The following is an 8,597-nucleotide window of genomic DNA, read 5'->3' on the forward strand; positions in this document are numbered from 1 at the left end:
GAACACCCGCGTCATCGCAGACCTCACGGTAAGCCGGTTCCTTTCGCTCCATATCAGGGCACGTGACAATGATACGGAAGAACTCATCAGGAAGACCATTGCACTGGCAAACGAGTTTACCGGGGAGAAGATCGCAGAATCCATGCGGATGACCTCGCTCTCAGGAGGCCAGACCCGTTCACTGCTGATTGCAGACGCTATCCTGATCGGGCGGACTCCCATCCTCCTTCTCGACGAAGTGGAAAATGCCGGGATCTTCAAGGAGAAGGTGATCCGGTGCCTGAAACACTACAACAAAGCAGTTATCTTTGTCACGCACGACCCCCTGCTCGCGATGATCACCGACCGCCGGATCGTGATGAAGAACGGTGCGGTGACCTCAGTAATTGAACCCCGGGGCACCGAGCAGGAGATGGTAGAGCATATCTCCGGCATCGATGCATTCCTTGGCGAACTCCGGGAGAAGATCCGGGCCGGCGACCTGATCCTGGGCGACATACCCCTGCAAAAACAAAACATTGCACCAGTATGAAACTCCTCATTGTTGCCGGGCCGCCCAGTGCCGGGAAAACAGCGGTGATCCGGCAGATCATCAGGGAATTCCGGAATACCGGGAGACCGGCTTTTTTAAAGATCGATGTGGTCAGGGCTTTTGAGGACGAAGAACTCATATCAGAGTTCGGGATTCCGGCCCGTAAAGTGTACTCAGGCGACCTCTGCCCGGACCACATGGGCATCATGGTCCTGCAGGACGCGATCCGGTGGGCTGCCGGACTGGGCGCCGGGATCCTTATCATCGAAAGTGCCGGACTCTGCCTCCGGTGTACTCCCTATACCACCCAGTCATTCGGGATCGCGGTCCTCTCGGCAGTCTCCGGAAGCAATACACCCCTCAAGATGGCTCCTATGATTGCGCTTGCTGATGGTGCAGTCGTCACCAAGACTGACCTCATCTCCCAGGCGGAAAAGGAAGTGTTCCGGGAATGCATCCGCATGGTCTCCCCGAATATTGACATCATCGAGACGAACGCCATCCAGGGTACCGGCATGAGGTTCCTGATGCAGGCGATTGCAAAGGCTCCGGAGATAACCGATGCTGATACGATCACACTCCGCGGGACTCCTCCGCTTGGCGTCTGCACCATCTGCGTTGGAAAAAAAGAGATCGGATGGCAGCACCATTTCGGCGTTATCCGGCCGCTTGACGAGGCGGATAATATCTACCGGGGGGACTGAATACGGCCTGGACTCCTCCCGGCAGGGACTGCGGCGCCTGCGGGATGCCCAGCTGCGGGGCGTTCGTGGAACGGGTAACCTCCGGTGAAAAGGTTCAGGAAGATTGCCCATTCTTCACCACGGGCGGGGCGGGGATGTCAGACCAGAGAGCGTACTCCGGTTCCGATATACTGGGGAATGCCTATGACTTCGTGCTGACCGCACTGCCGGGCGAACCGTCAGCACGGAAATTCATCGTGCCGTTCCGCCCTGACCTTGTGGAAGGCTGGGATATCCACCCCGGGGAGATCGTCACCGGCCGCCCCGCCGGGCCGGGATGCCCTGTGTACCATGCCCTCCGCGTACTGTCCGCTAACCGGGTCACGGGAGTCCTCGAATGCCACACGGTGGGACCGCTCGCAGCACGGAAGGAAAAATCCCACGATGTCCAGGCATACCATGTACATGCCTTCGAAGGGATCGCCCGGATCATCGCACGACCCCCCGTACTCGGCACCCGCCAGCGGTTCCTGCCGGGGTATTGCATGATGGACCTGTCGCATACAGCGGTCGTGAATATGGTTCTGAAAAAGAAGGCCGGAATCCATGTCCGGCTCGAGGATATCAGGATCCAGTGAGGGGTACTCGTGATACTGAAATACCGGATACGGTGTGTGGGCGGGGGCGAGATCATTGAGGACATTTCCAGCCTCTCCTGTCCACAGGGTCACAACAGTCTGCTCAGGACCGAATACTGCAGCAGGAGGCTGCACCTCCATCCGTTCAGGGGAATGTACCGCTACCTTGACTGGCTCCCGGTCACCCGGCCACTCCTTCCGTCCGGTGGGCCGGTTACCTTCACGAGCCCGGACCTTTCCCGGGAACTCGGGCTCCCCTGCCTGACCGTCTCCTTTTCCGGATACTGCCCGGAGATCGGGGCCGGCCTGACAACAGGCTCGTTCAAGGAACTGGAGGCATCGCCGACCATGCAGCGGCTGGCGGAGCTGGGCGGTGCCATACCGGTCATCGCCTCGGCGGGAAATACCGGCCGCGCCTTTGCCGAGCTGTCAGCACGGTCAGGCAAACCGGTTGTCATCGTTGTCCCGGAGAAAGCCCTCTTTCGGCTCTGGACAACGGTCCCTCCGGAGGACATTTTCCTTGTTGCCGTGAAGGGCGATTATTCGGATGCCATCGCAGTCAGCAACACGCTCGCTGCAGTCCCCGGCTGTGTCCCGGAAGGCGGAGCCCGGAACATTGCCCGTCGCGACGGGATGGGCACGGTCATGCTGGACGCAGCTGTGACAACGGGCCGGCTTCCCGACCACTATTTCCAGGCGGTCGGGAGCGGGACGGGAGGGATCGCTGCCTGGGAGGCCGCAATGCGCCTTGTGGGAGATGGAAGGTACGGTAACCGTCTTCCCCGGCTCCATCTGGCCCAGAACAAACCATTCACCCCCATGGTATCGGCGTGGGAGGAGCGGCGGCGCCAGATAATCCCGGATAACGACATGCCGGATGCAGCGGAGGCGGTATCGCAGGTCATGTCCGATGTCCTGACAAACCGGAATCCTCCCTATGGCATCCGCGGGGGACTGTTTGACGCACTGACGGCAACGGACGGCCGTATGTATGCCATCACGAATGCCGCCGGTGAAGATGCGATGAAACTTGCCCGGGAGACCCTGGGAATCGACCTGGATCCGGCTGCGGCCATTGCAACAGCCACCCTTGTCCAGGCTGTTGAAAAAGATATTATCGCTCCCGATGATCATATTCTCCTGAACCTCACGGGAGGGGGGTACGAACGGATCCGGGAGGACTTTACCCTCCACCCCATTCCCGTCTCGGTAACGGTCGCCGTGGATGAAACACGGGAGGGGATAGTACGGATGCTCAAGGAGTGGATCGCTCACCATGAATGAAGACGCAGTTATCGGGGAACTGAAAGCGCAGGGCATCGATCTTGTCAGCTCTATTCCCTGCGACAAGGCACGGGGCCTCTTCTTCCGGCTGCCGGAGGAGTTCCGGCATATCGGCCTGACAAGGGAGGAGGACGGGGTGGGGATCTCGGCTGGGGGATACCTTGCCGGTGCCCGCCCGCTGGTCGCGCTCCAGAGCTCAGGGCTCGGCAATATGCTCAATGCCATCCTGTCGCTCTCCATGACCTTCCGCCTCCCACTTCCGATCCTTGCCAGCTGGCGCGGGGGGGAGAACGAGGTCATCCCGGCCCAGGTGCCGTTCAACCGCCCGCTCCCGGCAATCCTTTCGGCAGCCGGCATCCCGCACACGATCCTCACGGAGCGCAGCGTACCGGAGCGGATCGGTATCGCTATACAAGCGGCATTCCGGGACCGCACGCCCCACGTCATCCTCGTCCCGCCCGGTGTGATCGAAGAGAGTGGATGTGCATCGGGGTACCAGGAGCCCGGACAATTCCCCTGCCAGCCGTCGCATACTGAATACCGCCGCCCGTGGAACCAGCCTGTTCTGACACGGTTCGAGGCAATCCAAGCCATCGCAGACAAGGTTTCTGACGAGATCCTTGTCTCCAACATCGGCATTCCGTCAAAGGAGCTCTATGCTGCACGGGACCGGCCGGAGAACCTCTACATGCTGGGCAGTTACACGCAGGCATCGGCCATCGGCCTCGGGATTGCCGCAGTCCGTCCCGATAAAAGAGTCATCGTCCTTGACGGTGATGGCAGCCTGCTTGGGTCTTCGATCCTGCCCGTGATTGCTGCGGCAAAACCAGAAAATCTCACTATCGTCTGTCTTGATAACGGTGTCTTTGGCAGCACCGGCAACCAGCCCCGGCCAGGGTGCGATACCGCAGACCTCCGGCTGATGGCGCTGGGTGCGGGATTCGCTCACACGTGGGCGACGCACACCCGGGAGGAACTCGGGGCAGCGTTTCATGCATCTGCCGGTCAGGGGCCGGCATTCATCCATGCACGGATCAAACCCGGTAACAGCGATGTGAAGAACATTCCGCTCGGGCCGGTGGAGATACGGGACCGGTTCATGGCGGCGATGGGAAAAAGCCCCTGACCCAAAAAAAGGGGAGGTCCCTACCCCACTCTTTCATCGTTCCCTGACGCAGTCGATCTCCGGGGAATACGGCTTGATGTCCAGCACGGGCGTCCCGTCTAGGGCATCGAGCCCACGTACCGTGAGGACACCCTCGTCGCAGCGGATGAGATCGACAAGGGACAGAGCGACCGGGTTGGGCCGGTTGGGGGACCGGGTTGCAAACACGCCGTGCTCGATGCCTTCGTGGGGCGGCGTTGCCAGCAGGACGGTACGGTCCGCCCGGTCAAACCACGAGAGGATGAATAGATGAGACTTCTTCCCGACATCCTTCAGTCCTTCGCGGTACTCGTCAGCAATGACGATCTCTGAGACGGTGTCGGACAACCGGCCCTGCCTCGGGGCATCGCCCTTTGTTTTGTAGGGCGACCGGACAAACCCAATCGGCCTGAGTGTCAGTTCCATGATTGCCAGTCAGTGCTTCCGTGACGGGTGCGTTCCCTCGGCACACGGGATGCAGACACGCTTCCCGTCCACTACACGTGTCTTTGCATCTGCAACAGACTCCGCGCAACATTCGCAGGTAACCGAGGCGAAGATCCTGGCCTTCTTCGGTGCATCCATAGTGATCTTCTCGATCTTCATGATTTTGTCGGCAGGCGCATGGAGAAGGTCAACGGTGGCCTTGTGCATGAGAGCATGGAACCGCTCCGATTCCTTGTCTGTCGCGGTGCCGCCGAATACTTTCTTTCGCAGTTCCATCATCTCCGGGCTCTCGGTCGTGTCATTGCGACGGAACGTGACCCGGACCGCCTTGCCGTCCTTCCGGTTATAGAACGTAAAAGCATGCTTGCCGTAATCATGGATGATGAGGTTACCCTTGCCGGCCGTTGTACCGGCAATGACCTGGATCGCATCGACCCCGCAGGCATCAGTCTCGCAGATAGCGACAAGGTCCTCGTCCTCGGGGCGCGTAACGCCGAGGGCTTCCATGGCCGCGGTTGCCGCACGGTAGCCGGACGCAAGGCCCGGGCAGGAATGGCCATGGAAACGGATGCAGTCTTCAAACGTTACAGCCAGCGGTGCACCGTGATGGTGGTGCCCGTGGTCGTGGTTGCCTTTGCTGTCATGATGGTGATCGTGGTTGTGATCGTGATCGTGGTCGTGCATGGTCTCACTTCGTTGGTTCTCTCTCATTCTCTCTTTGTTTATTCTCTCTTATGTCGTCTTACAGGCACCGGGGATCACGCACCGGACTCCGCCCAGTTCGCCGATCATGACCGGGAGGCCGTACACATCTTCGATGACCGAGGGGGTGACGATATCATGGCTTCCGTGGACATGCACCCTCCCGTTTTTGATGAAGATGAACGTGTCGGCAAACCTGAGGGCCTGGTTCAGGTCGTGCATGGTCATGATAGCCGCGATCCCATGATCACGGACAACCTCGCGGATGTTGGTCAGGATATCGACCTGGTTCTTCAGATCAAGGTTGCTCGTGGGTTCATCGAGCAGGAGTATACGCGGCTCCTGCACCAGCGCCCGGGCGATGGCTACCTTCTGGAGCTCCCCGCCGCTCATCTCATCGATGTACGAGAGCCGAAGCGCCTCCATACCCAGTTTTCTGAAGACCGCATCAACGATGGCAAGATCGCGGGCAACAACATCCCAGCCGATATGAGGGCGGCGGCCGAGGAGGACTGCGTCAAACGCGGTCAGCCGCCCGGTCTCGACCCGCTGCGGCACGTAGCCGACCCTGCGGGCAATATCCATCGTGTCGAGGTCAAGCAGGTTCTCATCATCAAGCATCACGGTGCCCTCACGGGGCTTCAGGATGCGGTTTAAGCATTTTAAGAGCGTGGTCTTTCCCACACCATTCGGGCCGAGCACCGCGATGACCTGCCCCTGCTCGATCGAGAACCCGATCTGCTGCAGGACATCCCGGTTCCGGTACATGAATTTCAGTTCGTTAACAGTCAGCATCTTTGTCATCGTTTATACCCCCTGAATAACAGGTAGATGAATACGGGCGCTCCCAAAAACGCCGTCAGGACGGCAACCGGGAGGATATACGGTGCAACAATGATCCGGGCCACGGTGTCCGAGGCAAGGAGCAGGACTGCACCTGCAATGGCAGTACCCGGGATGAGGTAGCGCTGGTCGTCACCGACAAGCCTCCGCACCATGTGCGGGCAGACCAAGCCGACAAACCCGATAACCCCGAGCAGGGCAACGATCACTGCCGATATAACAGCGGCAACCGTCATCCCGGCAAGCCGTACCCATGTTACGTTCACGCCAAGTCCCAGGGCAGTCTCGTCACCGGCATCGATGGCATTGTAGTTCCATCGGTTGGCAATGAAGTAGAGTGTCCCGGCCCCCACGACAACCACCATCAGCGGCAGCATATCCCACGTTGCCCGCCCGACATCGCCAAACGTCCAGAAGACAACCGCCGCAAGCTGGGCATCGTTGGAGAAATACTGCAGGAACATGACCCCGGCCGAGAAGAGCGAGGAAAGAGCGACCCCGGTAAGGACCATCACTTCCGGGGACGCGCCCTTGATGTGGGAGATCGCAAGGATGATACCAGTCGCGATCATGCAGAAGATGAAGGCAACGACGGTCGTGACGTAGGGATTGGAGATCGCGACCGGGCTTGCCACCGTTGACTGCATGGTCCCGGTGCCCAGCACGATCACGGATACGGCAGCGCCGAACGCTCCTGCGCTCGATATGCCCAGCGTGAAGGGTGAGGCGATTGGGTTCCGCAGGATGGACTGCATGGCAACCCCGGCAATGGCAAGGCCGATCCCGGCGACAACAGCCGCGATAGCCTGGGGCAGCCTGACGTTCCAGACAATCCGGTCCCATTTATCGGAGGACGAGATGCCCAGCAGTGACTGGACAACATCGAGAGGGGGGATTGCCACTGCCCCCACGGAGATGGCAAGGATAAAAAAGACGAAGGCAAGGATGAGCCCGAGTAGGATCCACCGGACCTTGCGGTCAAGATAGGCGCGGTAATCCTCCGGAACAATTCCCTGGTTCAGGTGCATGGCTGGCCGCTCATGTAGTCAGGTTAATCTTCGTGAACCCGATGTCCCGGTATTGCGCGTTAAGGGAGGAAAATACGGGTTTCCCGACAAACTTCGTGTAAATCTCGTCTGCTTTTACCTGCGGGTCGACATCCGAGAACCGGTCAGGGTACAGGGTTTTCCCGATGAAATAGGCATCCGCAAGCACGGTCTCATAATTGACGCTGTAGAAGTTGTAGGGCAGGACACCGTACACGTTCCCGCTCTTCACCGCGGCAAGACCGCCGTAGGCCGGGTTGGTCTTCAGTTCACCGATGGCCCCTTCATTGTCGATCTGGATTGTTCCCACATCGATGAACAGGAACTCCGGGTCGCCACTCACAATGACCTCTTTTGAGATATCTGCATGCTGGGTATCGGACCCGGCGGCAATGTTCTTTGCATGCACCCAGATGAAGGGCGGGTACGCCGGCTCGGTCGAGATCATGCCATGCGCCCCTGCCGAGCTGACACCGCCGATGTATACTGTCTTCTGCTGGTCGGCCGGAATGTCCTTTGTCCTCTCCTCCAGATCGGTTGTCACTTCTTCGACATAGGCGATAAGTTCCTCGGCACGTGCATCTTTCCCGAGAGTCTTTCCCATCAGTCGCAGTGCCGCAAAGAACTCGGCTTTTTCTGCATCGGTTCGCAGGGAGCCGTACGGGAAGGCAACCACCGGGATACCGGTCTTGTTCTGGAGCGTGTCTGCTTCAGAACCGCTCGTGCCATAGGTGGTCCCGGTCGCACCGGTCTTGAAGACGAGCTGGGGGTTAATTCCGATGATCTTCTCGGGATCGTCCTTCCCCCGCATCTCCCCGCTCAGGGGCAGATTCTTGAACTGGGGGTTTGCAAGCGCATAAGCCCGGCCTTCCTGTACCTGGGTCTTCTTCTCCTGGCTGTCCACGCCGACAACGGTGTCCTGGGCCCCGAGATACACGACATACCGGAGGCAGCCGGAACCCGAGCAGACGATCTGCGTGGGATGTGCCGGGACCGTTACAGTCCTCCCAAACCCGTCCGTGATGGTTGTGGTACCGGATGCTGCAGGGGAAGCAGGGGCAGTCGTTGTGGTGCCAGCCGACGGGGAGGCGGTTCCCGTACAACCGGCAACAGCTATGCACGCCCCGATCAGGAGGGCGACGATCATAATGTATGCACACGATTTTTTCATACGAATCTTAAGAAAATTAAGATCAGGTGTTATTAATATATGATCATATGATCTTTGGTATGCTGAATATTGGGATATGTAAAATCCCGTGTGATGGTTTTACCGGC

Annotated in this window: 9 protein-coding genes and 2 pseudogenes; 6 read left to right on the forward strand and 5 right to left on the reverse strand. The window is 59.2% G+C overall.

Annotated elements, in window-relative coordinates; all coding sequences use genetic code 11:
• From CW742_RS03450 to comE, 6 genes and pseudogenes are all read left to right on the forward strand, one after another.
• Window positions 1–532, forward strand: a pseudogene (locus CW742_RS03450) (ABC transporter ATP-binding protein); the annotation flags it as partial.
• Window positions 529–1,236, forward strand: a complete 708-nt coding sequence (locus CW742_RS03455; RefSeq protein ID WP_292416491.1) for a GTP-binding protein — start codon at window positions 529–531, stop codon at window positions 1,234–1,236. The pseudogene CW742_RS03450 and the gene CW742_RS03455, both read left to right, overlap by 4 nt.
• Window positions 1,233–1,337 (forward strand): annotated as a pseudogene (locus CW742_RS15430) ((Fe-S)-binding protein); the annotation flags it as partial. The gene CW742_RS03455 and the pseudogene CW742_RS15430, both read left to right, overlap by 4 nt.
• 33 nt (window positions 1,338–1,370) lie before the next feature.
• A complete protein-coding gene (locus CW742_RS03460; RefSeq protein WP_342764855.1) occupies window positions 1,371–1,853 on the forward strand; it encodes a Fe-S cluster protein in 483 nt (160 codons plus the stop codon).
• Between the two features lie 9 nt (window positions 1,854–1,862).
• Complete coding sequence (locus CW742_RS03465; RefSeq protein ID WP_292416494.1) at window positions 1,863–3,137, forward strand: cysteate synthase; 1,275 nt, start codon at window positions 1,863–1,865, stop codon at window positions 3,135–3,137.
• On the forward strand, window positions 3,130–4,263 hold the full coding sequence (comE, locus tag CW742_RS03470) for a sulfopyruvate decarboxylase subunit beta (RefSeq protein WP_292416496.1): 1,134 nt from the start codon (window positions 3,130–3,132) through the stop codon (window positions 4,261–4,263). Before CW742_RS03465 ends, comE begins: the two co-directional genes overlap by 8 nt.
• Before the next feature lie 33 nt (window positions 4,264–4,296).
• On the opposite strand, the gene tsaA is transcribed toward comE, so the two are convergent.
• From tsaA to CW742_RS03495, 5 genes are read right to left on the reverse strand one after another with little or no spacing between them, the layout of a single operon-like run.
• Window positions 4,297–4,707: a tRNA (N6-threonylcarbamoyladenosine(37)-N6)-methyltransferase TrmO gene (gene tsaA, locus CW742_RS03475; protein ID WP_292416499.1), complete on the reverse strand. Its 411-nt coding sequence runs from the start codon at window positions 4,705–4,707 to the stop codon at window positions 4,297–4,299.
• Between the two features lie 9 nt (window positions 4,708–4,716).
• Window positions 4,717–5,412: an FmdE family protein gene (locus CW742_RS03480; RefSeq protein WP_292416502.1), complete on the reverse strand. Its 696-nt coding sequence runs from the start codon at window positions 5,410–5,412 to the stop codon at window positions 4,717–4,719.
• 48 nt (window positions 5,413–5,460) lie between these two features.
• Window positions 5,461–6,234, reverse strand: coding sequence for an ABC transporter ATP-binding protein (locus CW742_RS03485; protein ID WP_292416505.1), 774 nt, complete (start codon window positions 6,232–6,234; stop codon window positions 5,461–5,463).
• Entirely contained in the window at window positions 6,231–7,301 is a 1,071-nt protein-coding gene (locus CW742_RS03490) for an iron ABC transporter permease (RefSeq protein WP_292416508.1), read from the reverse strand. Before CW742_RS03490 ends, CW742_RS03485 begins: the two co-directional genes overlap by 4 nt.
• A gap of 10 nt (window positions 7,302–7,311) precedes the next feature.
• Window positions 7,312–8,490, reverse strand: a complete 1,179-nt coding sequence (locus tag CW742_RS03495; protein WP_292416511.1) for an iron ABC transporter substrate-binding protein — start codon at window positions 8,488–8,490, stop codon at window positions 7,312–7,314.
• Between the last annotated feature and the right edge of the window lie 107 nt (window positions 8,491–8,597).

This window comes from Methanoregula sp., assembly GCF_002835825.1.
Classification (GTDB): domain Archaea; phylum Halobacteriota; class Methanomicrobia; order Methanomicrobiales; family Methanospirillaceae; genus Methanoregula.